The following is a 26,377-nucleotide window of genomic DNA, read 5'->3' on the forward strand; positions in this document are numbered from 1 at the left end:
ATGAAATCCGCTCATGAAATCCGCTCGACTTGCATGTATTAGGCACGCCGCCAGCGTTCATCCTGAGCCAGGATCAAACTCTCCAATAAAGTTAGTTTGTCTAGCATCTAAAATAAAAATTGACGTTTCACGTTGTTTGTTTCGTTCAGTTTTCAAAGAACTCATCCATCGCCGATTAGCGACTTCCTTATGTTAGCATCTTCATTTTTCGATGTCAACTAAGTTTTTTTAATTTCTTTTTTCGCTTTCTGCGTTTCTCGCATCAGCGACGTTTATTAATATACCACCCTCATTTTAAAATCACAAGTGTTTTTTAAAAATAATATAAAAAAATTTCCGCTTAATAATTCCACCTCTTTATTTCATATTAAATGGATCTTCTTCCTCCTGACTTCAACAGAACTTTAAAAGGCTAAAATACCCAACCAACTCTCTAGCCCTTCCTTACAAAATCCTATTCACTCGCTACTTAAGAATAATTTTAGAATTTTTTTACATTTAATTAATGAAAGATATCCAGATTTTGTTATATAGTAACAAAGTAGGCTAAAAAACAACTTAAACGGAGGAATCATTTTTATGGATAGGTTAACAAAATTCTCATTAAAAAATCGAGCCGCTATCATCATCATGGTTTTTCTCATTTCTGTGCTCGGCATTTATTCCGGCTCCAAATTACCGATGGAGTTTCTACCCAGCGTTGATAATCCCGCAATAACTGTCACTACAATGTCTCAAGGGCTAGATGCTGAAACATTGACAAAAGAAGTAACCGAGCCGCTTGAAAAAAAGTTTCGAAATTTGGAACACGTCGATACAATAACTTCTTCTACTTATGAAGGCTTATCTCGTATCGATATTGCGTATACATCTAAAGCTAATATGAAAGATGCTACACGTGAGGTCGAAAAAATTACCAACAACGTAAATTTCCCAAAAGAAATTACAAAACCCGTCGTCAGTCAACTTAATACCTCTATGATTCCACTCGCACAGATTACCGTTCAAAAACAGAATGGTTTTACAAAAGCAGATGAAAAACAGATTGAAAAAGAAATCATCCCGCAACTTGAAAATATCGACGGCGTTGCTAACGTCATGTATTACGGTAAATCAACATCTGAGCTATCTATCATATTAGACCCAAATGAAATGAAAAATAAAAATGTGACACCACAGCAAGTATTAGCCGCTTTACAAGGAAAAGAAACTTCCACTCCAGTTGGTCAAGTTACTGTCAATAACGAAGACCACAGCCTACGCGTCATTGGAAATGTCAAAAATGTAGATGAAATAAAAAATATGTCACTTACCCCTCAAATCAAATTACAAGATATAGCTCAAGTAAAAATAAAACAACATTTTGATACCGTTTCACATGTGAATGGCGAAGAGGGAACTGGATTAGTTATTATGAAAGAACCTAGCAAAAATGCAGTTGCAATCGGAAAAGAAATTGATAAAAAAATAAAAACTATAAGCAAAGAATATAAAGATACTTATACAATTAAATTAATATCCTCTACTCACGAACAAGTCGAAAACGCTGTTACAAGTATGGGAAAAGAAGTAATCTTAGGAGCAATCGCTGCAACATTTATCATTTTAATCTTTTTACGTAGTATTCGAACAACACTGATCGCTGTCGTTAGTATTCCATTATCCATTTTACTAACACTATTTTTACTTGATCAATCTAATGTTACATTAAACATTTTAACTCTCGGGGGCTTAGCGGTAGCGGTTGGTCGACTTGTTGACGATAGTATTGTTGTCATTGAAAATATCTTCCGGCGCTTACAAAAAGAACATTTTTCAAAAGACATCATTCTAGACGCCACAAAAGAGGTAGCCGTTGCGATTACCTCTTCTACTTTAACAACAGTCGCTGTCTTTTTACCTATCGGTCTTGTATCAGGTACAATCGGTAAGCTAATGTTACCTATGGTATTAGCCGTTGTATACTCTATACTTTCTTCACTAGTGGTGGCCTTAACCGTTGTTCCACTTATGGCATTTTTATTACTGAGAAAAACAAGGCAGCGTACACCGAAACCTTCAAGAAAGTATACAGCTACTTTAAAGTGGGCCCTTTCACATAAGTTTATTATTTTATTTTCTTCTATCTTATTATTTGCCGGATCAATTGCTGCTTATATATTACTTCCAAAAGCAAATATAAAATCAGAAGACGATACGATGCTTTCAATTCAGATGACATTCCCAGCAAATTATGATTTTGAATCCAGAAAGCAGACAGCCTTTGATTTTGAAAAAAAATTACTTTCTAACGGCGATGTAAAAGATGTTATTTTACGAATGGGTTCCAGTGCTGAAGATGCACAGTTTGGATTTACAACTAAAAATAACCTTGCATCTATTGCTGTAGTCTTCAAAAAAGGAACAGATATCGATCAATATATCAAGAAACTAAAAAAAGAGCACGCAGACTTTAAACCAGCCGAATTCGATTATACAAAAGCAAGCTATTCTAGTTTTGGCGGTGGAAACAGCTTGCAATTTAACGTGACAGCAAACAATGAGACGAATTTAAAAAAAGCTGCTGATCTCGTTGAAACAAAACTAAAAAGTATAGACAGTCTTTCTAAAGTAAAAACAAATCTAGAAGAATCAAAAAAGGAATGGCAAATCGATATTGATCAAAAGAAAGCGGAACAAGTTGGATTAACTCCGGAAACAGCAGGCCAACAAGTTTCATTCCTTATGAAAAAATCACCAATCGGGCAACTGACAATTGATGATGAGAAAACAACTATTATGCTCGAACATAAACAAGAAAAGATAAGTAACAAAGAAGATATTCTTAACACAAATATCTTGTCACCTATAGCAGGATCAATTCCTTTAAAAGATATTGCAACCATTTCAGAAAAACGATTACAAACAGAGATTTTCCATAAAGACGGGAAAGAAACCATTCAAATAACTGCCCAAGCGACAAATGAAGATTTAAGTAAAGTAAACACTGAAGTGAACAAAGCTATTTCAGAATTAGACCTACCAAACGGCGCGAAAGTTAAAATTGCTGGTGCAACCGAATCAATGCAAGAAGACTTTACAAATTTATTCAAAATCATGGGTATCGCAATCGGGATTGTTTATTTAATTATGGTCATTACTTTCGGGCAAGCACGCGCCCCATTTGCGATTTTATTCTCTTTACCACTAGCTGCTGTTGGGGGGATTTTAGGATTAATCATTTCAGGAACACCAGTCGATTTAAACGCACTCATCGGCGCATTAATGTTAATTGGTATTGTTGTTACAAATGCCATCGTACTAATAGAACGTGTTCAACAAAATAGAGAGCATGGCATGACGACGCGGGAAGCTTTACTAGAAGCAGGTTCTACAAGGCTACGACCAATTATCATGACAGCTATTACAACAATAGTAGCGATGTTACCATTATTATTCAGTCAATCACAAGCAGGCAATATGGTATCTAAAAGTTTAGCGGTTGTCGTCATCGGTGGTTTAGCAGTTTCAACTGTACTCACACTAGTTGTCGTCCCGGTTATGTATGAGCTATTAGATAAATTCGGCAAAAAACGAAGCTCACGTAGAAAAGTAAGCTCGTCTATAGATACACCAAGAACTTAACAAGAAAAACGTTATCTTCAGTTTTGAAGATAACGTTTTTCTTTCTACTATTATTATACTATCACAGCATTTCAATTACTCATTCATGTATACCATTACTTTATCTATATAATCTTCCAAAGGTTTTCCAGAGTCCACAATAAGATATGTAAAATCAGACGGTCGTTTACTACCATCTAACCACTTTTTAAACGCTTCTCCAGATTCCACTTCCTCAATTTGACTTATCATTCGCTTCCGTTTCTTTAACCTATTATTAATTTCTTCTATATTATTAAGATAGCATTCAACGTATTTGTATTTCACATTATACTTTTTAGACAACTTCATTCCCTTTTCTAACATTTCTGTATAAAGACACGGGCTATCCAATATTACACTATGCCCCTGGGATAAATGAAAATCTATTAAGGCCCATTCGATTTCATACGAAATTCCACCAGCGTCCGTCGTTTCAATTTGACGAGTTTCTAACGACTCTAGTAAGGCCGTTTTTACAATATCATGATCAATCACAATTGCACCTGTGCTTTTTGCTATATGTCTAGAAAGCGTTGATTTTCCCGAACCTGGAAAACCTGACATTTGAAGAAAAAACATAAAAAAGCAAACCTCCCTTATATTTCATTTTCTATCCCACAATTTATTCATATATTTACATACACATCATTTTACCATAGGAACTATCCTTTTTAATCGAAGAACTCTCTCTACTACTCTCCCCCTACAAAACAAAAAAAGCTCTCTGCCTATTTAAGCAGAGAGCCCTTTATCAATATAAGGGTACAAGCATTTAAGCTGCTTTTGCTTTTGTTGTTTTACGAGATTTTTTCGCTCCCGTAAAACGTTTATGAAGTACAGATGCCGTAAAACGAGCAATAACATTAAACAGTAATACCATAATAATTAATACTGCCGCTGATTTTGTTGCAATTAACTTCGCATCTGGAATAATCCCTTCAGAGTTCAATTTCCAAATATGAACTGCTAATGTTTCAGCTGGTCGAAATGGATTCAACGGATGTGCAGGGCTTGAAAAATCAGCTGCAGAATTTAAAATCGGTGATGTTAATCCTGCTGTATAAATTAACGCCGCCGCCTCACCAAATATACGACCCGCAGCTAAAATAATCCCCGTAATAATTTGCGGCAATGACGTCGGAATAATAATTCGCACAATCGTTTGCCACTTTGTTGCACCCAGTCCAAGACTCGCTTCTTTTACATTAGACGGAACTTCTGTAATTGCACTTTCACAAACACGCGTTAGACCCGGTAAATTTAAAATCGTTAAAGCGAGCGCACCACCCATTACCGTATAGCCCCAGCCTGTCATTGTAACAAATACTAATAAACCAAATAAACCAACAACGATAGAAGGCAATGATGCCATCGTTTCAATACATAAACGAACAAACCCTAAAAACCGTCCTTGTTTCGCATATTCCGCAAGATAAATCCCTGCTCCTAATCCAAGCGGAATTGAAATGACTAAGGTAATAACAAGCATATAAAAAGAGTTGAATAATTGCGGACCAATTCCACCTCCAGCTCTTGTATTGCTTGGTTCTCCGAATAAAAAACTTGGATCCCAAAATCCCCAACCCTTTTGCAGAATTTCGTATACTAAGAAAACAAGTAAAGCTACTACAAATGCTGCAACTGCATATAAAATACCCGTCCAAATATTATTTACTTTTCGTGCATTCATCGTTATCGTTCACCTCTTTGGCCAATTGCTCGAATTACTAAAATAAATAGGAATGAAATAACAAGTAATATCATTGCCAATGTCCATAAAGCATTATTCCAGGCGGTTCCATTTAACGTATTCGTCATATCCATTGTTAGAATACCTGTCAATGTTGCCGTTGGACTATAGATCCCTTCAGGCAATTTAACAGTATTCCCTATTACCATTTGAACCGCTAACGCTTCGCCGAAAGCACGAGCTAGCCCTAGAACAATCCCTGTTAAAATACCTTTTTTTGCAGCTGGAACAATAACACGGCTAATCGCTTGCCATTTCGTCGAACCTAAACCATAAGAGGCCTCCAAGTAATCAAATGGAACCGAACGTATTGCATCGGAAGCAATACTAGCAATAGTAGGTAAAATCATAATACTGAGCACAATAATACCAGCAATTAAACTAAAACCAACACCACCGAATGAATCACGTAAAAGCGGAACTAAAATGGTAACCCCTAATAAACCATATACTACTGAAGGAATTCCAACTAATAATTCTAAAACAGGCTTTAATACTTTATTCCCAAACTTTGGTGAAATTAAGTTCATAAATATCGCAAGAGCAAGCGCGATTGGCGCACTAATAACGACCGCACCTAATGAAACAAGCATTGAACCAACAATAAAGATAACAGCACCAAACGATCCCTGATCAGCATTCGGATTCCATTTTGTTGACGTCAATACCTCAGAAAATGAAATGCCACTTTGCGTAAAAGATTGAATTCCTTTCCCGCAAATAAATGCAATAATTGCTAATGTAACAAGAACAATAAATATACCGCAAAACGTAACAAGCGTTCTTCCGATATATTCACTTTTTACATAATTAATTTGTTTTTTCCCCTTCATCACAGGACACAACCCCACTTCATAGATTGAAATGAACAAGGCTGGCCTCGCAGCCAGCCCTGTTAAATGTTTACTTATTCAGTTTAGACATTGGAATATAACCCATATCTTCAACTTGTTTTTCGAAGTCTTTACCTTTTACATAATCGATATAAGCTTTTGTAGCTTCTTTCGCTTCCCCTTTTGTTACCATGTACTCATAAGACCAGAATGGATATTTGCCCGCAGAAATATTTTCAACTTTTGGCTCTGCACCATCAATTTTTACAGTTTGTAATGCACCTTTTTTATCGCCTACCATATAAGACATTGCAAGATAACTAATAGAACCAGGAGTAGAGTTAATTGCTTGTTCTACCGCACCGTTAGAATCTTGTGTTGTACCTGTTCCATCGTTAATCTTCGCATCTTTCATAACTGTTTTTTCAAATGTAGCACGTGTACCAGAAGATGCTGGACGGTTTACCACATTAATTTTCTCATCTTTACCGCCTAGCTCTTTCCAGTTTGTAACTTTTCCAGAGAAGATATCTTGTACTTGTTTCACAGTTAAGTTATCAACCTTCACATCTTTATTTACAACAAGTGCAAATGCAATACCTGCCACTTTGTTATCTACTAATTCCTTCGCTTTTGCTGGATCTTTTATTTTATCTGCAGCTGGAACATCAGAGTTACCGATTTGAACCGCCCCAGAAGCTACTTGGTTAATCCCTGTTCCACTACCGCCACCTTGAACTTGAATAGAAACTTTCGAATTCTTTTCCATGAATTTTTTACCCGCTTCTTCAGCAAGCGGTTGAAGAGCTGTAGAACCAGCTGCCGCAATTGTACCCGACAATTCTTGTTTTGCATCGTTACTACCTTTAGCAGTTTCTTTGCTATCTGTGCTTTCTGATTTGCCGCATCCAACTAAAGCACCAGCAACCACTAATGCCGCTAACGAAAATTTAATACCTTTTTTCATAACCATGTCTTGTACCCCCATTTGGATTATCGCTTTTTCACATTCATCTACTTCTTTCGAATACAAATTCATTGTAGGACAATAATATTATGTTAGTGTTAAGCAATTTTTAATTTTAAGTAAAGAGAGGCAGCATACCGCAAAACCTATATATCTCACCTCTTTTTATTAAAAAAACCAAAAGAATCCACACCAAATAGCTCGTATTGTAAATTTACTTTTAATAATGTAAATTTATCGTAAATAAAATTCTGTTTTTCACTACTAATGTTAAAAATATATTTACAAATCCCTTCATTTTTTGGACTTTATAGATGTTACTCCACATGTATCCCACATAATTTCAGTAATATTTTTCTGTACAACAAAATAAATTGGAACAATTCTAAAAATAATTGAATATTTTTAAAGTACCAATTGACAACATCATCCAATGTATTCTACTATATTAGTAGCAAAAAGTTTCCCTCGGCAAACTTTTTAAACCAAAACTAAAAATATAGAAGAGAGGTAACTTTTATGGTATCGGCTAATATCAAACCCCTTTCAAAATTCCAAACAGGGCAGTTTGTACAAATCGAGAAGATACAATTAGAAGGAACTATGAAACGTCGTTTATTAGATTTAGGCTTTATTCCCGGAGCTACTATTAAAGTATTGCAAAGAAGCCCGCTCGGAGATCCAATCGCTTATCAAGTGAGCAATACGACCATTGCACTGCGTAGTGAAGAAAGTTCCCTTATTTTCGGGAGATTAATAGGAGATGATTTAGTATGAAAAACCATCGCATTGCGCTAGCAGGAAACCCAAATACCGGAAAGAGCACATTGTTTAATACGTTAACAGGATTAAAACAACATACCGGAAACTGGACTGGCAAAACTGTATTAAAAGCAGAAGGTGAATATGAACATAACGGAAGTGTATATACCGTAATTGATTTACCTGGAACATACTCCCTATATTCAAACTCTGCCGATGAGGAAGTTGCACGGGATTATATTATTTTTGAAAAACCTGAGGTAACAGTAGTAGTTGTAGATGCAACTGCAATGGAAAGAAACTTAAATTTAGCATTACAAGTGACTGAAATGACTAACGACGTTATAGTGTGTATTAACTTAATCGATGAAGCAGAAAAAAAAGGAATCATCATTGATGAAAAGAAATTAGCAAAATCACTGGGTGTACCTGTAGTCAAAATTTCAGCTCGAAACCGCGTTGGAATCGGACATTTGCTAAATGTAATCGCTAAAGTGGCTAGCAGAAAATTAATTCCTACACCTGTTCAAATTACTTATAATGAACAAATTGAAAATATGATTCAGGAATTAGAACCTCAAATTTATAAAGTGTTCGGTGATACATACCCTGCACGCTGGGTTGCACTACGAATACTAGATGGAGATAAAAACTTTCTAGCTACACTTCAAAAACATCATAAAGAGCCGCTGATAAGGGAGGTCGTAATAAATGGAATCTCACTCAGCCAGTAAGACCCTTCCATTAGATTATATTGTTCAACATGCACAAACACTTACAAAAGATGATATACGAGATGATATTGTAGGTGATATTTACCGAACTTCCGCAAGTATATGTAAAGAAGCTGTTCAATACACGAATACTGATAAGTTATACCGTTCAGAGAGGCTAGATAAAATTTTCACTTCTCCTATATTTGGATTCCCAATTATGCTCGKAATTTTATCTATTATTTTTTATCTTACAATTGCAGGAGCTAACGTGCCATCTGATATGATTGCTGAATTTTTCGGGTGGGCAGAAGGTCATTTAACCGCTTGGTTTCAAGCGATGAATGCACCGACTTGGGTACATGGCATCTTAATTCTCGGCTTATTCCGTGGTACTGGAGCTGTAATTAGTGTTATGTTACCACCTATGGCTATTTTCTTCCCCATGTTTGCTTTATTGGAAAATTACGGATACTTACCACGTGTTGCTTTTAACATGGATCGTTTATTCAAACGTTCTGGCGCTCACGGAAAACAATCATTAACAATGGCAATGGGGTTTGGTTGTAACGCTGCTGCCATTATGTCAACACGTATTATCGAATCACCACGCGAGCGTATGTTAGCGATTTTAACAAATAACTTCGTTCCATGTAATGGACGTTGGCCTACATTAATATTAATGGCATCATTATTCATGGCCGCTGGATATACCGGCAGTATGCAAACACTTGTTACGGCAGGTGTTGTAATCGGAATGGTTATAATTGGGGTTATTGTAACATTAACTGTATCTTGGGTATTATCAAAAACCGCTTTAAAAGGCGTCCCAACTCACTATACGTTAGAGTTACCACCATACCGTAAGCCGAAAATTTGGAATACCATTGTACGTTCCACACTTGATAAGTCATTATATGTTTTAAAACGCGCAGTTATCGTAGCTGCACCTGCCGCTATGCTAACTTGGGTTTTAGCAAATATTTATGTTGGTGACACAAGCATACTTATGTATTTTGTGAATTTCTTAGATCCATTCGCTAAATTACTCGGTCTTGACGGATTTATTCTAGCTGCATTCATCCTTGGATTGCCAGCCAATGAAATTGTCATTCCGATTTTATTAATGTCTTATTTATCAACGGGTGCCTTAACTGAAATAGATGATTTAAATCAAATTAAAAACTTGTTCTTAGAACATGGCTGGACTTGGTTAACTGCGTTAAATACAATGTTGTTCTCTCTTCTTCATTTCCCATGCGGAACAACATTAGTTAACATATATAAAGAAACAAAAAGTCCAAAATGGACATTTCTATCGTTTGCAATCCCTACCGTTATCGCCATTGTTGTTACATTCTTCACAGCGCAATTAGTACATTGGTTAGGGCTTATATAAAGTGAAACTTCTATCAGTCGGGAGTTTTCTTCATCCCCACTGATAGTTAGCCCGCACCAATCGTTCTTTTACGGACAGTTATTCACCACCTATCTTCCTCGCTTTCATTTGAATTTTGCGGTGGGTAGATTACTTTCCGTTAATGCGGGATAAAGTGAGACCAGGCATCAATAGAGGGAATCTCATTAACGCTTCGTTGATTATCAAAGGAAATCTGAGATTTATTCAGATTTCCTTTTTTGCTTATTCTTTTGCCACGGCTGTGCACCATACTCCATAATTTTCTTATGAAGAAAGTATACTGTATATGGGAGAATTGCTATTAATATCGTACATATTATACTCAATTTGGTAAACAAGATAAAACACCTCTACTCCACTCGAGTTGGTAATGAAGAACCTGAATGCTCAATTGTCGGATGCACCCGAACTACGATGTCACAATTACTAAAATAATTTTTACCTTGATCCCAATTCTTTTTTATTTTGCTCCACTTTTTATAATCATGACGTTTATATTCTTCTCCCAATCCTAATACATCTACCTTATAATCTTTTTGTACAATTTTTATCGTTTTTTGAATACGTTTTTCTATCTCTTTTGCAATATACTGCTTTAGTTTCTTCTCTCCCATAATTTGGTCATGATCACTAAAATGCAGTTCCGCCAAAGTTCCTTCTAACGATAAATCAATAACAAACTTTGGCTTAGTAGCATTTGTAACGGACGTAGTAATTTTACGCCGCATTTTATGAATTTCATATGTAACAAATTGATTCCCTTTACGAATCGTAAAAAAACCTGCCATCTTCTCTCCAATAATATAATTTAATCCTAGTGTGTTTTCTCCACTCAACCTACCGACAAGCTTATTATCCTTCCCTCTAAATAAGGCTGCTCCATTCATTTGCACCCCTTGTTTTGTCAATCCTAAAACAGGCAATACAAAACTTCTTTTGGCTGTAATTTTCCCCTGGACATCACCAATCCGAGCMGCTTCTATCATCTGTGCATTTTTCGAAGCGTGGTCAACTAACATATCAATATACTTTGCAGGTAAATTCTCAGGTTTTGCACTTTGGTTTAATATATCCTCTGCTTTTTTTTCAGAAACAAAAATACGAATGTTCCGTCTCATTTCATGGTCACGAACATATACATCCAATGTATTTTCTAACACATACGGTTTTGCTAACAAATCGTTAGAAAAAATTAGCACTTGTATATGAGGGAAAAATAGTGCACGACTAATTTTTTTAGCAACGATACGAATTTGTTCAAAAACTCCATCTGCTACCGCACTAATGTTAATATAATTTTTACTCCCCGCATTCCCTTGTGCTCCTTGTGGTGTTAGCGTACGGGGCAAAACCATTTGGTATGTTCCCTTCATAACCGGATTGGACTTTTTTTCTTTTACAAGATCGTACGCTGCCCCTACAACAAAGCCTCTTTCTTCAATTTCTTGTTGTTCGGAGCAAGCACTGAGGTAACATAACAAACTAATCAGATATATGAATTTAAGAAGGCGTTTCATTTCTACCAGCCCTTCTTTTTATTTTATATACAATTAGAACTAGTAAGGGCACCAATAGGATACACCCCATATCTATCCAAGCTAAATATGTACCATAATTCGATAACTTTCTCACATCTCCTGGAACCATATTGATCCAAAAAATAATAGGCGCACTTATAAAAATAAAAATATGTTTATTCACTTTAGAAAACATTGCACAAAACAATAGAGAAGCAAGGTCATAATACATAGCTGTTGTGTTATAAACCGTAATAATCCAAGTCGTAAAGAAGATTGCGTCGAATCGTTCTAAAAATCCTCCTCCAATTTCAATTTCCTTTCCTAGTTCAATTGTAGGATACGTTAATCCCCTCGTTGTCATATACGTAAAAACACTAATACAAGTCACATAAATTAAAATATACGACATAACGGTTACCATTACGCCTTTCGCTACAGCCAAAGGAGCTTTTTTTATATCCCCCTTTAACATCATTGAATAAAAAAGAGCAACTTCAAATCCAATAAAAGTGAAAATAGAATCTTTAATTCCTCCTGCATATTTACTTACTTTCGTTTGAAATACCGGTAATAAGCTATTTACCTCCATTAAATTTATATTTAATAAAGACAAGAGCACTATAGCTAGTAGAACAATCGGCAAAAATATTACATTCAGTCTTAATAATGCAGCTCTTGATCCACTCACTCCGTAAATCACAACAAGTAAAAAGAAAAAAGAAAGCCATTGTATAGACGTATCACTAAATAAATAAGTTTGTGAAATAATAGAAATCGTTCTGATCTCATACGCTGTCAACGCAACAAATGTCAAAATCAAAATAACACTAAATACATAAGTAACTGGTTTTGTTAAATGAGCACTTGTATATTCAACAAAATTTTTTTTTGGAAATAAAATCGCAACTTTTGTTACAAACCAAGCAAAAAATGCACATATAATTCCACCCGCTAATAAAATGATCCAACCATCAGAAAACAAAGTTTGTGTAGCAATGACCCTTGGCATTGACAACGCACCGGTACCAATAATGGTTGAAGATACTGCAAAAGCGAGTTCACGCGTTCCAATTTCTTCATCCCCGTATTCAWACGGTCTCAATTTACTTCCGCTCCTTTGGACGTAATGTATCATCCTTCGTTTGCAAATATTCTGGTCGTTCCTTAAGCATTGATTTTGGTAAGCGAATAATTTCTTCTTTCCAATCTTTATAGAATGCTGGCGCAATAGGCGTAGTATAAGGTACTCCGACACTCTTTAAATTTGTAGTATGGACTGCTAGTGCAATTAAAGCCAAAATAATACCGTATAATCCGAATACTGTAGCAGCTAAAACGAATACAAATAATAAAATTCGAAATGTAATTGTGATGCTATATACCGGAAGAGAAAAAGTAGCAATGGCAGTTACAGCAATGATAATTACTAAAAAAGGATTTACAATCCCTGCACTTACTGCCGCTTCTCCAATTACAAGCCCACCAACAATTCCGATTGTTTGCCCCATCGGTTTTGGTAGCCTGATACCGGCCTCTCTTATCAGTTCCATCGTGAGCGCCATCATAAACGTTTCAATATAAGCTGGAAATGGCACCCCTTCTCTCGCTCCAGCAATAGAATAAGCCAATTTTGATGGAATCAGCCCTTGATGATAAGAGACAAGAGCTACATACATAGCTGGCAATAAAACTGCAATAATACCAGCCCCCATTCGTAAAAACCTTAGTAACGTTCCAATTATCCAACGTTCATAATGGTCTTCTACAGATTGAAATATATCAACAAATACCATTGGAGCAATCAGAGCAAATGGAGAGCCATCTACCAAAATGGCAGCTTTTCCTTTCCCCAACGAAGCGACTACATTATCAGGTCTTTCTGTATCCAAAAACTGAGGGAAAGGCGATAAATTATTATCTTGAAGTAGCTGTTCAATTGTTCCTGTTTCAAAAATAATATCTGTTACTATCGATTGGAGTCTCCGATCTAACTCTTCTACAATATAAGGATTAATAATATCTTCTATATATACTAAGGTTACTTCTTTTTGCGAACGCTTCCCCATGATATAAGATTGAAACCTAAGCTGCGGATCACGTAAGCCACGACGAATTAACATTTTATTTACGTTGATATCCTCATTAAAACCAATTCTCGGCCCACGAATTAGAGCCTCTGTAACTGGAGATTCTAAACTTCTTTTTTCCCACGCTCGACTGTTTATAACTACCGCAGAAGGAATGTCATTAATTAGTAAAATTGTATCTCCAGCTAAAAGGGCATTAATAATATCCGGAAACGTTTTTGCAATATTCACCTCTGCAATAGAAAGGAAACGATCCAGTAGAGTTTGAATGATTGCAGCTTGTTTCGGTAATTCTTCATATTGAAGTGGCCTGATAATAAACTTATAAATATTATCTTTATCTGTTAATCCACATAAAAACACAACCGCACAACGTGTAGAACAACCGGCAAGTGTAAATTCTCTAACCGTTAGATCATTAGGTGAATCTAACTTTTCTCGAATTTCCTTTGTAATTTTAGATAAGTTAGCATCTAACTTGAACAAACTTCCCACCTAACTTTCTTTTCAACAAGTTGTAGTTAGATTTCGCCAATAGAAACCAATATATACAAAAAGAGCTATCTCTTTTATAAGATAGCTCTTACATATGAATTATTTATCCCGCATTAACGGACAGTAACACTCCCACCTCAAAATTCAGTGAAAGCAAAGAAGTTAGGTGGGAGATGAACTGTCCGTAAAAGCCCGATTGGTGAGGGCTAATAATCAGTGGGGGATGGAGAAAACCCCCACTGATTAAAGTTTCACTTTATCTACTATCTCCTTTTCTCATAAAATTCAAAACAGATGAAACAAAAACTTCTACCCCAATCGGCAAAGCATCTTCATCAATTGTAAAACGAGGATGATGATGCGGATACACAATCCCCTTCTCTTTATTCCCAGCACCAATAAAGAAAAATGTACCCGGCGCTTTTTGTAAAAAAGCTGAAAAATCCTCTCCAGCCATCGTCGCCTGTAACCTTACTACTCGTTCCCTTCCGTAAAGCTCTAATGCCGTATGTTCAACAAGTTGCGTAACCTGTTCATCATTTACAACCGGACGATAGCCGTACTCATATGAAAATGTATAATTCGCGCCATAAGATTCCGTAATATGTTTAACAAGCTTTTCAATTCGCTGCGCAGTTTTTTCTCGTAATTCATGCTTTAAAGTCCTTACCGTACCTTCAATTGTTGCCTGTTCTGGAATTACATTATGCGTTGTACCCGCATGAAATTGCGTTACAGATAAAACGAGGGAATCTAACGGATTCGTAAGACGCGATACGATTTGTTGAAGCTGCGTGACTACTTGCGTACCAATGGCAATGCTATCCACTGTCTCATGAGGAATACCAGCATGCCCACCTTTTCCTTCTATTGTAATTTTAAATACATCAGGTGCTGCCATCGCTGGACCATAAATTACACCAACTTTACCCACTTCTAAAGAAGCCCAAAGATGTGCTCCAATAATATAATCAACATTTTCCATCACTCCTGCTGCAACCATTTCTTGTGCACCACCTGGAAAATTTTCTTCAGCATGTTGAAATAGAAAACGAATTTCCCCTTTAATTTTTTCCCTTTGCTCTACGAGCGCATATACAGCACCAAGAAGCATCGCAATATGTCCATCATGCCCACAAGCATGCATCACTCCTGGATAGTTAGAAACAAATTCAAATTGATTTTCTTCTTGAATTGGAAGGGCATCCATATCAGCGCGAATTGCAATTACTTTTCCAGGTTGTTCACCAATTAATCTTGCCATAATGCTGTACTTTGTCGGCCTTGAAATTTCTAGATGAGGAATTGTTTGAAGTATGTCGTATATATACTGAGATGTTTTTTCTTCTTGAAAAGATAACTCTGGATATCTGTGAAAATGCCTTCTCCATTTTATTAATCGTTCTTTAGAAAGAACAATTTCTTCAATTTCACCCATCTATCCTCTTCCTTTCTTCACTAAGTTAAACGTTATTATAGCTCGAAGTAAAAACAAAATAAATAATATTATGAATATTTAACTTACAATAAAAGCTACCTGACATTAGATAGCTTTTATTTTTATAAAATAGTAATTGCTTGTTTTCCCATTTGTTCCCACGCTTTTTCAAATTCAGAACGTGATACTTTTTTATTCGGATTGTTAGCTAACGGATCATTCATATATACAAAGTTTTGATCGTATCCAACAACTACTGCACTATGCTCATAATATGTAATTTTCACATCACCGTTATTTGTATTCCAGGTTTCAAAACTATCCTCAGCTAGCGGCTGAAACGTTGTATTTGCAATTACCCATACTGGTGAGCCTGAACTAATGACTTTATATATATCTTCAATCTCTCTTCCAGTTAAATCAATCGTTTTTTCAGGTACATATTTTTCTGCAAGTTTAAAAATCGGCCCATGATAAACACCRTAACCTGGTTCAGATTTCGTGTAAATATTTCCAACAAATCCTTCATGAGGATTTCCTCGAAGATTATTTTCTTTAAATGAAACATGATTGATTTCACTTGCGAGTTGCATCTTATCCACTTGCACATTTTTATACTGCAATAACATCGCTAAACTCGTAACCTCACAACCTCGCTGTAATTCCGGAAGTTGTTTTATAAATGGAACATTTTCAATCATAGCTGTTTCTTTCATATCAAACAAAAAATTCACTCGTAACGCTTGTACTTTTTGAAGAATTTTATTTTTCCCTACAAAAATAGCACCAACAAGTATAACCCCTATAATACATATATATTTAAATTTCTTTAACATATGCAAAACTCCATTACATCATTATTTTCATCAAACACTATCCTTTTTATTGTACCTTTCTTCTACCTAGTTTGCTAGAAAGATTATATGAATTATTATTCAATTAAATTGTTTTAAAATTCCTATTCTTTGTAATAAAAAGAAAAATAAATATACATTTTCAGAATATTTTGCTAGAATTAAAAATGTTTAATGTGGTTAAAGAAAAATGTATTTCTTTCAATCACAAAACGAAAATCAAGGAACACTAATCATTTCGTTGTTGTTTTTTATTACTACTCAAGCACCCAGAAAATATACGTAATCCATTCGTATAGGAACATAAAGAAAAACTACAATCAGTATGTTTTTTATCCCCCACTGATGATTAGCGAAACGAAGCAAGCTCAATATTCATTGAGTAAAACAAACAAGAGAAAAGTACGGGGTGAAGGGAATATGGATCAAACAACTACAGAACAAACTAGTTTAAAACGTACAATGAAAAGCAGACACCTTTTTATGATTGCGCTCGGAGGTGTCATCGGTACGGGATTATTCATGGGATCAGGACAAATCGTCCATAATGCCGGACCTGGTGGGGCAATCCTTGCATTTTTAGTTGGTGGTTTCGTCATGTATTTAACAATGCTCTGTCTTGGCGAATTATCCGTTGCCATGCCAGAAGCAGGTTCATTCCAAAGTTATGCAAGCAAATTTATTTCACCTGGTTTTGGATTTGTCGTTGGCTGGATGTATTGGTTAAATTGGGCTGTTACAGTTGGGGTAGAGCTAACGACTGTTAGCATTTTAATGAAGCGTTGGTTTCCAGACGTATCTTCATGGATTTGGTGTGTTACATTTGCAGTAATTCTTTTCCTTGTAAACGCTTTATCAACAAAAGCATTTGCAGAGACGGAGTTTTGGTTTTCCAGTGTAAAAGTCTCAACAATTGTTGTCTTCATTATACTTGGAGGCGCTGTTATGTTTGGGTTCTTAGATTTCAATGGGCAACCCGCACCAATGCTTCATAACTTCACCGAAAATGGTGGATTATTTCCAAATGGTGCCTTAGCCGTTCTTCTTACAATGATTACTGTAAATTATTCCTTCCAAGGAACCGAACTAATTGGAATTGCTTCAGGTGAAAGTGAAAACCCTGAAAAAACAATTCCAAAAGCAATTAAAAATACAATTTGGCGTACTTTATTCTTTTTCGTACTAGCAATTGCTGTTGTTGTTGGTTTACTTCCATGGCAGGAGGCTAATCTTGTAGAAAGTCCATTTGTACTTGTTTTTGATACAGTTGGTATTCCATATGCGGCTGACATTATGAACTTTGTCATTATTACTGCTGTACTATCAGTAGCAAATTCAGGATTATACGCGAATTCACGTATGCTTTGGGCTATGTCAAAACAAGGTATGGCAAGTCCTGCATTTGCGAAATTAACAAAAAAGGGAATACCTCTGAATGCTTTGATTTTCAGCTTAGTCTTTGCAAGTCTCTCGCTTTTAACAAGCGTATTTGCAGCAGATACAGTCTTTTTAGTACTAACATCAATTGCCGCGATGGCAGCAGTTGTCGTCTGGATGTCAATTGCTGCTTCACAATTCTTCTTTCGAAGAGATTTTATAAAGAATGGCGGAAATATAAACGATTTAAAATATCGTACACCGCTTTATCCAATCGTTCCAATTGTTGCTTTTTCTTTAAATTTCATTACATTCGTTAGTTTAGCTTTTATACCGGATCAACGCATCGCACTTTATTGCGGAATTCCATTTATGATCATTTGCTACATCTTGTATCAAATTAAATATAAAAAAGTTGTCACATTTGAACAGCAACGAAATATTACACAAGAAATAAACTAAATATATAAAATATTCAACTATCTTATCCTATGATAAGATAGTTTTTTTCTATTTCTTGGATATGTTGGTATAACTTTATTTATCTTAAAATTTTTACAATCATGTTTTCATCAAAAAAATAGTTTACAATGTTATCAAGTTACAAATGATATTCACCGTAAAAAGTGTGCATTTGTGTCTATTTTTTAACAATATGACAAAAACTATTGCCTTCTATAAATTAATAGGTTTATATTGTTTTATTGGCATAGTTTCAATCCAAGGAGAAAGGAGATTTTCAATCGTGCAACTGAAAAAAAAATTTTGGAAGTTGGCTTCGCTTCTTCCACTATCACTACTCTTGTTCCTCGGTGGCTGTGATAAAAAACTTGCAGTATTAAATCCGCAGGGGCCTGTTGCAAAAGCACAGTATGATTTGATCATTTGGTCATTCATACTCATGTCGTTGATTATTGCAATTGTATTTATCTTGTTTACAGTCATCTTGATTCGTTACCGTGAAAAACCGGAAAATATGGACTATGAGCCACCTGATATACACGGTAATACTCTTTTAGAGGTTATCTGGACTATTTTCCCTGTTATCATCGTGATTGCATTGTCAATCCCAACAGTAAAAGCAACATTTGCATCGGAAAAGCCGCCAGAGCAAACAAAAGATATGAAACCAGTTGAAATTTACGTTACATCTGCCAACTGGAAATGGTTATTCAGTTATCCAGAGGAAAATATTGAAACCGTTAACTATTTAAATGTACCAGCAGGTGTACCAATTCAATTTAAGCTAACTTCTGTTGGTCCAATGAATGCCTTCTGGATTCCAGAGCTTGGTGGTATGAAATACACAATGGATGGCATGATCATGGACTTATATCTACAGGCTGATAAGCCAGGTTCTTACATTGGCCGTAGCGCAAACTTCTCTGGTGAAGGATTCACTGACATGGAGTTTGAGCTTGAAGCAAAAACAAAAGAAAAGTATGACAAGTGGGTAAAAGAAGTTAAAGAAACTGCTAAACCACTTACAGAAGAAAAATACAATGAAATCATTAAACCTGGTGTAGTAGGGCGTATGACATTCTCTAGTACACATTTAAAATACGTAGATCCAAAATCACTTGAATATTGTGATTACAACTACTACAAAAACAAAAAGTAATAACGAATATTCCGACAGATTGGAGTGAATATAGTGAAGCTTGATGAATTTTTTGTCACAGGCGATCCGATTATCTATGGAGCGGACGTATCTATTGTTCTTGTGACGTTAGCGATCCTTTTTGTGCTAACAAAGTACAAAAAATGGAGATGGCTTTGGGATGAGTGGTTAACTTCTGTTGACCATAAGAAAATTGGGGTTATGTATATCATTTCAGCAATTGTAATGATGTTCCGCGGCGGTATGGACGGATTAATGATTCGTGCCCAGTTAACGTTCCCTGACACAACATATTTAAACGCTGAACACTATAATGGTATATTTACAACACACGGTACGGTTATGATCCTCTTCATGGCAATGCCGTTTGTTATGGGACTTATGAACGTTGTTGTTCCTCTTCAAATTGGAGCACGTGACGTTGCATTTCCTTTCTTAAATGCATTAAGTTTTTGGTTATTCTTCGTAGGTGCTATGTTATTTAACATCGCCTTCGTTATCGGTGGTTCTCCAGATGCTGGGTGGACATCATACTTCCCAATGGCTGGTACAGAATTCTCACCTGGAGTAGGAAATAACTTCTATGCAATTGCATTGCAGATTTCAGGTCTCGGGACGCTGATGACAGGGATTAACTTCATGGTAACAATCTTAAAAATGCGTGCACCAGGCATGAAGTTAATGCAAATGCCAATGTTTACTTGGTCTATTTTAATTACATGTGTAATCATTATCTTTGCTTTCCCAGTATTAACAGTTGCTCTTGCATTAATGACATTCGACCGTCTATTTGATGCTCACTTCTTTACAATGGCAAGCGGCGGTATGCCAATGCTTTGGGCGAACTTGTTCTGGGTATGGGGTCACCCTGAAGTATATATCGTTATTTTACCGGCATTCGGTATTTTCTCTGAAATCGTAAGTACATTCTCACGTAAACGCTTATTTGGATATACCGCAATGGTTTATTCAATGGTTGCAATCGCAGCTCTAAGTGGTCTTGTATGGCTGCATCACTTCTTTACAATGGGTGCAGGACCAGCTGTTAACTCATTCTTCTCGATTTCAACAATGGCGATTTCGATCCCAACCGGTGTTAAAATCTTTAACTGGTTGTTTACGCTTTATAAAGGTCGTATCCGTTTTACAGTTCCAATGCTTTGGTCATTGGCATTTATTCCAAACTTCGTAATTGGTGGAGTTACGGGTGTTATGCTTGCGATGGCAGCAGCTGACTATCAATACCATAACAGCTACTTCCTAATCGCTCACTTCCACTACGTATTAATCGCTGGTACAGTATTCGCGATGCTTGCTGGATTTACATTCTGGTATCCGAAGATGACTGGTCATATGCTAAATGAACGCCTTGGTAAATGGACATTCTGGATCTTTATGAGTGGATTTAACATTTGTTTCTTCCCAATGTACTTCTTAGGTTTAGATGGTATGACTCGTCGTATGTACACTTACTCTGCAGACCTTGGATGGGGTTGGTTAAACCAAATCGCATCTGTCGGTGCAGTAATGATGGCAATTGGCTTCGCCTTATTATGCTACAACGTAGTTTATAGCATTCGTCATGGTGAGCGCGATGTAACTGGAGATCCTTGGGATGCTCGTACACTTGAGTGGGCAACACAATCTCCAGTACAACATTACAACTTCGCAAAATTACCAGAAATTAAGTCTAGCGATGTATTCTGGGAAATGAAGAAGAACGGCGAATCTATTACACCAAAACCTGAAGAGTTGAAACCAATTCATATGCCAAGTACTACAGGCGTTCCAATCATTATGTCTTGTTTTATTGGTCTTGCAGGTTTTGCATTAGTATTTAGCTGGTTCTGGTTAGCAATTGTCGGTGGTATTGGTATGTTAGGTTGTATGATCTGGCGTTCGTTTGATTACAACGACGGATATTACGTTAGCGTAGATGAAATTAAAAAGACAGAACATGTTGCATGAGAGGTGAAACGAAATGGCGGCTTTAGATAAAAGCTTACCTCTAGAATATCAATCCGAACAAAGCAGATTGAATATTTTAGGGTTTTGGATTTTTCTTGGGGCTGAAATCGTGCTGTTCGCAACACTTTTCGCCTCTTATCTAGTACTTGCTGGTCGTACGGCTGATGGCCCTACACCAGCTCAGCTGTTTGAACTTAAAACCCTTTTAATTCAAACGCTCCTACTTTTAACAAGTAGTTTTACATGCGGTATCGCAATTCATGAAATGCGTAAGCACAACCAAAAAGCGATGTTAGGATGGTTCATCTTCACATTAATTTTAGGTGCAGGCTTCCTTTTCTTTGAAGTTGAAGAGTTTATGGCTTATGTTGCAGAAGGCGCAACAATCCAAACAAGCGGATTCTTATCTGGATTCTTCGTTCTTCTTGGAACGCATGGTGCCCACGTAACAGCTGGTATCATTTGGGCAACTTGTGTTGTTATCCAAATTTTAAAACGAGGTTTAACACCAGTTACAGCTCGTAAAGTATTTATTATCAGCTTATACTGGCATTTCCTTGATGTTGTTTGGATCTTCATTTACACACTAGTTTACTTGAATGGGATGGTGGCGTAATAATGGGACAAAACAATACACAAGCAAACGCACATAGCGGTTTTCCATGGTCACACGTTTTCGGATTTATTTTATCGCTTGCATTAACGTTCCTCGCTGTATATGTAACGTTATATACAAGCTTGCCACTTTCAACAATCTTAACAGCCATTCTTGTAATGGCAGTGGCACAAGCAGCATTGCAATTTGTTATGTTTATGCACATGACAGAAGGCGAAGGAGTAATACAAACAATCACAATCGTATTCCACTTTTTCATCGCTGCAGTAACGGTTGTTGGTACAGTTTGGATTTTCTTCTCTATGTAATGAACATGAAAAAGACTGCTGAGGTAATCTCAGCAGTCTTTTTTTATTTCCCTTCCCCTTTTCATCCACATTACGGAAATTAAAACATAATCATGAAACCTATACTTATTATGACAAATGTTAAGAAAACTCTTTCTTTATGGAATCGAGTTCACATGCATTGCTTTTCTTCCTATAATATGGCTAAAATGAGTACTATATTATTTGAAGGGAGAGAACGCAGTGGAACACCATTCCTCAGTCCTATCACTTATGATTGTTGTCGCAATCGCGTTTTTCATTCCCCTTTTGTTACAACGCTTTAAACTAAAAGCACTTCCTGTCGTTGTTGCCGAAATTATTGCAGGAATTTTTGTAGGAAAAAGTGGATTTAATATTATCGAGCCAGATATGTGGCTACAAGTTTTATCAACACTAGGATTTATCTTCTTAATGTTCTTAAGCGGTTTAGAAATTGATTTTTCTATATTTAAACAAAAAGGGAAAAAGAATAAGACGAATGAACCCAATACGTTCCAAGCAGCAAGCATTATCTTCTTATTTATTTTCATCTTATCCTATGCCCTATCACTTATATTTGTATGGCTTGGATTTGTAGATAACGCGATGTTCATGACATTGATTATCTCAACGATTTCTTTAGGTGTTGTTGTCCCAACACTAAAAGAAAACAACTTAGGAAAAACAGCAATCGGTCAAATTATTTTGTTAGTCGCCGTTATTGCAGACTTAGTTACAATGATTTTACTCGCTGTTTTCGTTGGATTAAACTCCGAAAGCGGTCAGAGTATGTGGCTTCTTCTCGTTCTATTTGGGGCAGGTATTGTAATTTACTTTGTTGCAAGACGCTTTAAAAATATTCCATACCTGGAAAGCCTAAAAGCTGGTAGTGTACAAATTGACACACGTGCTGTTTTTGCGCTTATTTTAATACTAGTCGGATTATCTGAATCTGTTGGTGCAGAAAATATTTTAGGAGCCTTTTTAGCAGGTGTACTCGTATCCTTATTATCACCAAATGAAGATATGGTTGAAAAACTCGATTCCATCGGATATGGTTTCTTCATTCCAATTTTCTTTGTAATGGTTGGTGTTAATCTAGAAGTATGGTCTATTTTTAAAGAGCCTTCTAGTATGTTAATGATTCCAATTTTAATTGTTGGACTCTTTATTTCAAAATTATTACCATCACTCGTACTGCGAAAATGGTACCCACATAATATCGTATTAGGAAGTGCGATTTTATTAACATCTACACTTTCCTTAGTTATTGCCGCAGCACAAATTGGTGAAAAGCTAAATATTATTAGTCCGAGTCTGTCTGCTTCCCTTATCTTGAGCGCAGTTATTACATGTATTTTTGCACCTGTATTATTTAAAAAGATGTTTCCAAAAGTGGCAACACCAAAACCAAGAGTTTCTATTATTGGTGCAAGTCGAATCACTCTTCCATTATCACTTGATTTAAAACGCGAAGATTATGATGTAACACTATACATGATGCGTCAAAATAAAGTAAATGCCGAGGAAGCGAAATCTCATGACTTCCCAATCGTAAAACTAAATACAATTACGATAGAACTATTAGAAGAACAAAAAGCCTTCGATGCAGATCGAGTTGTCGTCGCAACAAGTGATGATGAGCAAAACTTATTATTAGCAGAACACGCAAAAGAATTAGGCGTTGAGCATGTCATTGCAAGTGTAGAAGATCCTCTTTTACAGGAAAAAGCAACGCAAGAGCATATTGCTGTATTCTCGACGATTAACTCCACACGCATTTTATTACGTGCACTCATTGATAAGCCGAGTCTCGTTCGTTTAATTACGACTGCGAATGAAACGGTTCGCGAAGTAGAATTACGTAGTAATACATACAACGGTTTACCGCTTCGTCGCTTGCCATTCCTAGGTGACGTACTTATCATCCAAATTTACCGTGGTAACAAAGCATTAATACCACATGGTGATACAAAATTGCAAAATGGTGATACACTTCTTGTAACAGGATCAAAAGAGCACATTGATACAATGAAAAGCATATTAGAATAGCAAAAAGTCCCCTTTCAAAATTGAGAGGGGACTTTTTAAATCGGCATGTAAAAAATAACACAAAACAATTACTCCTTGTTTCCCTAAACCATAATACTTTTAATTTTTTTCTTAAGATTCTTACTTCCTTATGGTAAAATATTACTATCATAAATTATAAGGATGAATCACACTATGTCTATTTCAACTTTAGCTCTTTTATTATTAGCAGAGGTACTTGTAGCCATTATTCTCATCGGTATTAGCATTGAAATTTGCAGCTATGGGTGGAAAAAGCCAAATGGAACGAAATACTTTTGTCTCTTTCTTTCCCTTATTATTGGTACTTGTAGCATATTAGGCCTTTGTGTCGCGCCGGCCTATTTCTTTTTACAACTGATAGAAAAATCTTCATAAGAAAGGTGAATTATGTATGGTTACAATTAAATGTATTGACGCCTCCGAAACATACGAACTACGCCAAAAAATTTTACGCCCAACTCAACAGTTGGACGATTGTAAATACCCATCTGATTACGAAACAAATTCCTTTCATCTTGGTGCCTTCTTAAATGATAAACTTATTAGCATTGCTTCGTTCTCTCATGAAATACCCCCTTCCTTACAGGGTAACCATCACTATCGTTTACGAGGCATGGCTACAGTACCTACCTTTCGGAAACAACATGCCGGTAGCTCATTAATCCAACAAGCTGAAGTAATCTTAAAAGAGCGTCAAGCAGAGATATTATGGTGTAATGCTCGTATTACCGTTACAGATTACTACAAACGATTAGGATTCCTTGAGCATGGTGAAATATTCGATATACATCCGATTGGACTTCATAAATTAATGTATAAAACATTATGAATTGAACTACCCCCACCTACCTCTACAATGAAGTGCACCCCAATTGTTAGACGCAGTCTAACAATTGGAGGTGCACTTCAGCTTGCGGTGGGGGATTCTACTGTTTTTGTCGCAACAAAAACACTTCCTCTCGATAAAGAGGATATCCTCTTTATTTCACAATTCCGCTCTCTCCTTGTAGCTCTTTTAAATACTCTTCTTTCTCATCACGGTAAAATAAATTATACGTATCAAATGGAATAATCCTTCCATCTGGGTGTACAATATGAACACATGATTTCTTTACCGAACGTATATCTAGATCATAGTTGTCCATAAACTTCATAATTAACACACGAAATACATTTTCATAACCAATCCCTGTTGGAAGACTTACTTTTGGCAAGCAACAGAGTAATTCTTTTAATGAATCCTAGCCACTTTCTGGTGAATGATTCAAGCTAAATAACTTAAAATTTTTCCCTTTTAATTGCTCATCACTTTCAAAAACAATCGTATTTCGATCAATCATACTTGTCAGCCGAAAAATAGATCCATTCAATTTTAGTCCATATCCCACTCCTTTTATGACATAACGGTAAAAAACCATACATAATATCACAAGGTTTTGTAAAACAAATGCCATTCTAGTATGTTTTAGTCCTTGAATCATTAAGCGTTCATCTTTCACGATCCTCATCGATATCCTTCACTCCTTATCCTCCCAAAATAAATCATTTAATGTTTGATTTACGGCATAACAAATTTTTAAACACAAATCTAAAGAAGGGTTATATTTTCCTTTTTCAATTAAACTAATCGTTTGCCGTGTAACTCCTACTTTTTCTGCTAATTGTTGTTGTGTTAAATCTAACTGAACACGAGCGACCTTTATTTTACTTACAGCCAATCTATGCCCCTCCTTCACTATTAATTGTAACGTATATATTCCATTATTAAATTACATTATTATTGAAATACAATTTCTCTCTTCATAACGAATTATCCATTTCTACGAATAAAAGTTTCACCTTATTATACACGAAAAAAGGCACTCCTATTAAAATGTACCCTATAGAATAGACACTTAAAAAAAAGTCTATTCTATAGGGTATTTCTTGT

24 protein-coding genes and 1 rRNA gene are annotated in these 26,377 nt (G+C 36.0%); 12 read left to right on the forward strand and 13 right to left on the reverse strand.

From position 1 onward, the window contains the following. Window positions 1–89, reverse strand: a 16S ribosomal RNA gene (locus AC1DIT_RS16805); the annotation flags it as partial. A 490-nt stretch (window positions 90–579) separates the two neighbouring features. On the opposite strand from AC1DIT_RS16805, the gene AC1DIT_RS16810 reads away from it, so the two are divergent. After that, complete coding sequence (locus AC1DIT_RS16810) at window positions 580–3,624, forward strand: efflux RND transporter permease subunit (RefSeq protein WP_016131194.1); 3,045 nt, start codon at window positions 580–582, stop codon at window positions 3,622–3,624. Between the two features lie 75 nt (window positions 3,625–3,699). Here the strand turns inward: AC1DIT_RS16810 and AC1DIT_RS16815 are convergent, their stop codons facing one another. From AC1DIT_RS16815 to AC1DIT_RS16830, 4 genes are all read right to left on the reverse strand, one after another. After that, complete coding sequence (locus tag AC1DIT_RS16815) at window positions 3,700–4,224, reverse strand: P-loop nucleotide/nucleoside kinase family protein (RefSeq protein ID WP_016113165.1); 525 nt, start codon at window positions 4,222–4,224, stop codon at window positions 3,700–3,702. Between the two features lie 193 nt (window positions 4,225–4,417). After that, window positions 4,418–5,335: a phosphate ABC transporter permease PstA gene (gene pstA, locus AC1DIT_RS16820; protein WP_016113164.1), complete on the reverse strand. Its 918-nt coding sequence runs from the start codon at window positions 5,333–5,335 to the stop codon at window positions 4,418–4,420. A gap of 2 nt (window positions 5,336–5,337) precedes the next feature. Next, window positions 5,338–6,228 (reverse strand): phosphate ABC transporter permease subunit PstC, encoded by an 891-nt coding sequence (gene pstC / locus AC1DIT_RS16825; RefSeq protein ID WP_033671007.1) that lies wholly within the window; start codon window positions 6,226–6,228, stop codon window positions 5,338–5,340. Between the two features lie 70 nt (window positions 6,229–6,298). Then, window positions 6,299–7,201 carry a phosphate ABC transporter substrate-binding protein PstS family protein gene (locus AC1DIT_RS16830; RefSeq protein ID WP_016113162.1) on the reverse strand — a complete coding sequence of 301 codons (903 nt, stop codon included), beginning with the start codon at window positions 7,199–7,201 and terminating at the stop codon, window positions 6,299–6,301. Between the two features lie 513 nt (window positions 7,202–7,714). On the opposite strand from AC1DIT_RS16830, the gene AC1DIT_RS16835 reads away from it, so the two are divergent. From AC1DIT_RS16835 to AC1DIT_RS16845, 3 genes are read left to right on the forward strand one after another with little or no spacing between them, the layout of a single operon-like run. Next, the gene (locus tag AC1DIT_RS16835; protein ID WP_016113161.1) at window positions 7,715–7,972 is read left to right on the forward strand and encodes a FeoA family protein; all 258 of its coding nucleotides are present in this window, start codon (window positions 7,715–7,717) and stop codon (window positions 7,970–7,972) included. Then, a complete protein-coding gene (locus AC1DIT_RS16840) occupies window positions 7,969–8,691 on the forward strand; it encodes a FeoB small GTPase domain-containing protein (protein ID WP_016113160.1) in 723 nt (240 codons plus the stop codon). Before AC1DIT_RS16835 ends, AC1DIT_RS16840 begins: the two co-directional genes overlap by 4 nt. After that, window positions 8,669–10,069 carry a nucleoside recognition domain-containing protein gene (locus AC1DIT_RS16845; RefSeq protein WP_476998304.1) on the forward strand — a complete coding sequence of 467 codons (1,401 nt, stop codon included), beginning with the start codon at window positions 8,669–8,671 and terminating at the stop codon, window positions 10,067–10,069. The genes AC1DIT_RS16840 and AC1DIT_RS16845 overlap by 23 nt, the downstream gene beginning before the upstream one ends. Window positions 10,070–10,440: 371 nt before the next feature. Here AC1DIT_RS16845 and AC1DIT_RS16850 read toward each other — a convergent pair whose 3' ends face one another. From AC1DIT_RS16850 to AC1DIT_RS16870, 5 genes are all read right to left on the reverse strand, one after another. Further along, a complete protein-coding gene (locus AC1DIT_RS16850; RefSeq protein WP_016113158.1) occupies window positions 10,441–11,607 on the reverse strand; it encodes a Ger(x)C family spore germination protein in 1,167 nt (388 codons plus the stop codon). Beyond that, window positions 11,591–12,712: an endospore germination permease gene (locus AC1DIT_RS16855; RefSeq protein WP_476998305.1), complete on the reverse strand. Its 1,122-nt coding sequence runs from the start codon at window positions 12,710–12,712 to the stop codon at window positions 11,591–11,593. The genes AC1DIT_RS16850 and AC1DIT_RS16855 overlap by 17 nt, the downstream gene beginning before the upstream one ends. 1 nt (window position 12,713) lies before the next feature. Next, window positions 12,714–14,183, reverse strand: coding sequence for a spore germination protein (locus AC1DIT_RS16860; protein WP_016113156.1), 1,470 nt, complete (start codon window positions 14,181–14,183; stop codon window positions 12,714–12,716). A 265-nt stretch (window positions 14,184–14,448) separates the two neighbouring features. After that, on the reverse strand, window positions 14,449–15,630 hold the full coding sequence (locus tag AC1DIT_RS16865) for a M20 family metallopeptidase (protein ID WP_016113155.1): 1,182 nt from the start codon (window positions 15,628–15,630) through the stop codon (window positions 14,449–14,451). A 122-nt stretch (window positions 15,631–15,752) separates the two neighbouring features. Next, window positions 15,753–16,466 carry a C39 family peptidase gene (locus AC1DIT_RS16870; protein WP_016113154.1) on the reverse strand — a complete coding sequence of 238 codons (714 nt, stop codon included), beginning with the start codon at window positions 16,464–16,466 and terminating at the stop codon, window positions 15,753–15,755. Window positions 16,467–16,904: 438 nt separating this feature from the next. On the opposite strand from AC1DIT_RS16870, the gene AC1DIT_RS16875 reads away from it, so the two are divergent. The 8 genes from AC1DIT_RS16875 (at window position 16,905) to AC1DIT_RS16910 (ending at window position 25,276) form a co-directional block, all read left to right on the forward strand. After that, window positions 16,905–18,323 (forward strand): amino acid permease, encoded by a 1,419-nt coding sequence (locus AC1DIT_RS16875; RefSeq protein WP_033671000.1) that lies wholly within the window; start codon window positions 16,905–16,907, stop codon window positions 18,321–18,323. 283 nt (window positions 18,324–18,606) lie between these two features. Beyond that, window positions 18,607–19,482 carry a cytochrome aa3 quinol oxidase subunit II gene (gene qoxA, locus AC1DIT_RS16880; RefSeq protein WP_016113152.1) on the forward strand — a complete coding sequence of 292 codons (876 nt, stop codon included), beginning with the start codon at window positions 18,607–18,609 and terminating at the stop codon, window positions 19,480–19,482. Between the two features lie 33 nt (window positions 19,483–19,515). Next, complete coding sequence (qoxB, locus tag AC1DIT_RS16885) at window positions 19,516–21,450, forward strand: cytochrome aa3 quinol oxidase subunit I (protein WP_016113151.1); 1,935 nt, start codon at window positions 19,516–19,518, stop codon at window positions 21,448–21,450. Window positions 21,451–21,463: 13 nt separating this feature from the next. Further along, window positions 21,464–22,066, forward strand: a complete 603-nt coding sequence (gene qoxC / locus AC1DIT_RS16890) for a cytochrome aa3 quinol oxidase subunit III (protein WP_003195274.1) — start codon at window positions 21,464–21,466, stop codon at window positions 22,064–22,066. 2 nt (window positions 22,067–22,068) lie between these two features. Beyond that, a complete protein-coding gene (gene qoxD, locus AC1DIT_RS16895; RefSeq protein WP_003195276.1) occupies window positions 22,069–22,374 on the forward strand; it encodes a cytochrome aa3 quinol oxidase subunit IV in 306 nt (101 codons plus the stop codon). A gap of 222 nt (window positions 22,375–22,596) precedes the next feature. Next, entirely contained in the window at window positions 22,597–24,426 is a 1,830-nt protein-coding gene (locus AC1DIT_RS16900) for a monovalent cation:proton antiporter family protein (protein WP_016113150.1), read from the forward strand. Window positions 24,427–24,588: 162 nt separating this feature from the next. Then, on the forward strand, window positions 24,589–24,822 hold the full coding sequence (locus AC1DIT_RS16905; protein WP_080740155.1) for a DUF4022 family protein: 234 nt from the start codon (window positions 24,589–24,591) through the stop codon (window positions 24,820–24,822). A gap of 16 nt (window positions 24,823–24,838) precedes the next feature. Beyond that, the gene (locus AC1DIT_RS16910; protein WP_016113149.1) at window positions 24,839–25,276 is read left to right on the forward strand and encodes a GNAT family N-acetyltransferase; all 438 of its coding nucleotides are present in this window, start codon (window positions 24,839–24,841) and stop codon (window positions 25,274–25,276) included. A gap of 151 nt (window positions 25,277–25,427) precedes the next feature. Here AC1DIT_RS16910 and AC1DIT_RS16915 read toward each other — a convergent pair whose 3' ends face one another. From AC1DIT_RS16915 to AC1DIT_RS16925, 3 genes are read right to left on the reverse strand one after another with little or no spacing between them, the layout of a single operon-like run. After that, the gene (locus tag AC1DIT_RS16915; protein ID WP_016113148.1) at window positions 25,428–25,661 is read right to left on the reverse strand and encodes a hypothetical protein; all 234 of its coding nucleotides are present in this window, start codon (window positions 25,659–25,661) and stop codon (window positions 25,428–25,430) included. A gap of 27 nt (window positions 25,662–25,688) precedes the next feature. Further along, window positions 25,689–25,955: a hypothetical protein gene (locus tag AC1DIT_RS16920; RefSeq protein WP_016113147.1), complete on the reverse strand. Its 267-nt coding sequence runs from the start codon at window positions 25,953–25,955 to the stop codon at window positions 25,689–25,691. 9 nt (window positions 25,956–25,964) lie between these two features. After that, a complete protein-coding gene (locus tag AC1DIT_RS16925; protein ID WP_016113146.1) occupies window positions 25,965–26,165 on the reverse strand; it encodes a helix-turn-helix transcriptional regulator in 201 nt (66 codons plus the stop codon). Window positions 26,166–26,377: the final 212 nt, after the last annotated feature.

The organism is Bacillus sp. 05T22 (genome assembly GCF_056396765.1).

Excerpts from the sequence above, each read along its gene's own strand:
- AC1DIT_RS16810 (WP_016131194.1), top strand. The coding sequence starts at position 580 with ATGGATAGGTTAACAAAATTCTCATTAAAAAATCGAGCCGCTATCATC.
- AC1DIT_RS16815 (WP_016113165.1), bottom strand. The coding sequence starts at position 4,224 with ATGTTTTTTCTTCAAATGTCAGGTTTTCCAGGTTCGGGAAAATCAACG.
- pstA (WP_016113164.1), bottom strand. The coding sequence starts at position 5,335 with ATGAATGCACGAAAAGTAAATAATATTTGGACGGGTATTTTATATGCA.
- pstC (WP_033671007.1), bottom strand. The coding sequence starts at position 6,228 with ATGAAGGGGAAAAAACAAATTAATTATGTAAAAAGTGAATATATCGGA.
- AC1DIT_RS16830 (WP_016113162.1), bottom strand. The coding sequence starts at position 7,201 with ATGGTTATGAAAAAAGGTATTAAATTTTCGTTAGCGGCATTAGTGGTT.
- AC1DIT_RS16835 (WP_016113161.1), top strand. The coding sequence starts at position 7,715 with ATGGTATCGGCTAATATCAAACCCCTTTCAAAATTCCAAACAGGGCAG.
- AC1DIT_RS16840 (WP_016113160.1), top strand. The coding sequence starts at position 7,969 with ATGAAAAACCATCGCATTGCGCTAGCAGGAAACCCAAATACCGGAAAG.
- AC1DIT_RS16865 (WP_016113155.1), bottom strand. The coding sequence starts at position 15,630 with ATGGGTGAAATTGAAGAAATTGTTCTTTCTAAAGAACGATTAATAAAA.
- AC1DIT_RS16875 (WP_033671000.1), top strand. The coding sequence starts at position 16,905 with ATGGATCAAACAACTACAGAACAAACTAGTTTAAAACGTACAATGAAA.
- qoxC (WP_003195274.1), top strand. The coding sequence starts at position 21,464 with ATGGCGGCTTTAGATAAAAGCTTACCTCTAGAATATCAATCCGAACAA.
- qoxD (WP_003195276.1), top strand. The coding sequence starts at position 22,069 with ATGGGACAAAACAATACACAAGCAAACGCACATAGCGGTTTTCCATGG.
- AC1DIT_RS16905 (WP_080740155.1), top strand. The coding sequence starts at position 24,589 with ATGAATCACACTATGTCTATTTCAACTTTAGCTCTTTTATTATTAGCA.
- AC1DIT_RS16910 (WP_016113149.1), top strand. The coding sequence starts at position 24,839 with ATGGTTACAATTAAATGTATTGACGCCTCCGAAACATACGAACTACGC.
- AC1DIT_RS16920 (WP_016113147.1), bottom strand. The coding sequence starts at position 25,955 with ATGAGGATCGTGAAAGATGAACGCTTAATGATTCAAGGACTAAAACAT.